The organism is Actinomadura keratinilytica, assembly GCF_039539665.1.
GTDB lineage: Bacteria > Actinomycetota > Actinomycetes > Streptosporangiales > Streptosporangiaceae > Spirillospora > Spirillospora keratinilytica.
The window spans coordinates 1-2,045 of the sequence record NZ_BAABDO010000247.1; the positions used below are offsets into that span (position 1 = coordinate 1).

The 2,045-nt window shown below is 72.9% G+C and carries 1 protein-coding gene; it reads right to left on the reverse strand.

Going from position 1 to position 2,045, the window contains the following annotated elements; genetic code table 11:
* On the reverse strand, positions 1 to 2,026 hold a 2,026-nt coding region (locus tag ABD879_RS32465; RefSeq protein WP_345025617.1), incomplete at its 3' end, for a condensation domain-containing protein.
* Positions 2,027 to 2,045: the final 19 nt, after the last annotated feature.

The following is a 2,045-nucleotide window of genomic DNA, read 5'->3' on the forward strand; positions in this document are numbered from 1 at the left end:
CGCCATGGCGGACCGCCACCCCCTTCGGCACACCCGCCGAACCCGACGTGAAGATCACATACGCCACGTCGTCGGCCGACACCGCCACGTTCGGCGGCGCGACCGGCCGGGCGTCCAGGTCACCGAGGACGAACGCCGGCGTCCCGTCGGGGACGACGGGCCGGGTCCGCTCCGCGCAGACCACGAGGGCCGGGCGGGCGTCGGCCAGCATCAGCGCGATCCGCGCGGACGGATAACCGGGATCGACCGGCACATACCCCGCACCGGCCTTCAACACCCCCAGCAACACCGCCACCAGCTCCGGCGACCGCTCCACCACCACACCGACCAGATCACCGCGCCCGACACCACGAACCACCAGCTCATGCGCCACCCGGCTGCTCGCCGCGTCCAACTCGGCGAACGTCCACGAACCACCGGCACCCACCACCGCCGTCGCCCCCGGCGAACGCACCACCCACGCGGCGAACCGATCCACCAACGAACCACCCGCCACCGGCCGAGCGGTCGCATTCCAGCCGTCGATGAGCAGTTCGCGCTCGGCGGGGTCGAGGATCTCCAGCCGGTCCAGTGGTGCTTCGGGCTCGGCGGCCACCTGCTCCAGCACCCGGACCAGCCGGTCGGCCAGCGCGCGGACGGTGCTCTCGTCGAACAGGTCGGTCGGGTACTGGATCATGCCTTCCAGCCCGGACGCGTGCTCGGCCAGCATGATGGACAGGTCGAAGCGGGCACCCACCACCGTCGGCGGCAGGGAGTCCGACTGCATCGGCCGCACGTCCAGGCCCGGCAGTTCCCACCGGATCGGCGGGACGTTGCCGTAGGCGAGCATGACCTGGAACAGCGGGTGCCGCACCAGCGACCGCGCCGGGTTGAGCTCCTCCACCAGCCGCTCGAACGGCAGGTCCTGGTGGGCGTAGGCGGCCAGGTCGGTCTCCCGGACCCGCGCCAGCAGGTCGGTGAACGAGGGGTTGCCGCCGACGTCGGTGCGCAGCACCAGCGTGTTGACGAAGAACCCCGCCAGCCCGTCCAACGCGGCGTCCCCCCGGCCCGCCACCACCGTGCCGATCGGGATGTCGGTGCCCGCGCCCAGCCGCGCCAGCACCGCCGCCAGCGCCGCCTGCACCACCATGAACACCGTGGCGCCGCCGCGCTGCGCCAGCCGCAGCAGACCGGCATGGGTCTCGGCATCGACGTTCAGGGGCACCGACGCCCCCTCGAACGTGGCCACCGAGGGCCGGGGCCGGTCGGTCGGCAGCGCCAGCTCCTCCGGCAGGCCCCGCAGCACCTCCCGCCAGTGGCTCAGCTGGCGGTTCATGACGCTGCCGGGGTCGTCGGCGTCGCCGAGAACCTCGCGCTGCCAGATCGCGTAGTCGGCGTACCGGACGGGCAGCGCCGGCCAGTCCGGAGCCCGCCCCTCCCGCCGCGCCGCGTACGCGACACCCAGGTCGCGGGCCAGGACGCCCATCGACAGGCCGTCGGCCGCGATGTGGTGGGCCACCATGAGCAGGACGTACTCGTCCTCGCCGAGCACCACCAGCCGGACCCGCCACGGCAGTTCGGACTCCACGTCGAAGCCCCGGCCCGCGTCGGCCTCCAAGAGGGCCTTGAGCTCGTCCTCACCGGCCGCCTGGCTGATCACGAGTTCGGGGTGACCGTCCGCCAAGGGAAGCTGATAGGGGGTTCCATCGGCCTCGGGGTAGATGGTGCGGAGGGTCTCGTGCCGGTCGGCCACATCGCGCAGGGCGGCCTCAAGCGCCGCGATGTCGAGAGCACCGGACAGCCTCAGCCCGAACGGCATGTTGTACGAGGCGCCCGCCTCTTCGAGGCGGTTGAGGAACCACATGCGCTGCTGCCCGTAGGACAGCGGCAGCCTGTCGGGGCGGGGCCGGGCCGTCAGCGGCGGACGGGCCTGATCCGTGCCCGCCGTCACGGCCTTCGCGACACCGGCGACCGTGGGCTCGGCGAACAGCGTCCGGATGCCGATCTCGGCGTCGAACACCGCCCGGATCCGGGCGATGAGCCGCATCGCCAGCAGCGAGTCACCG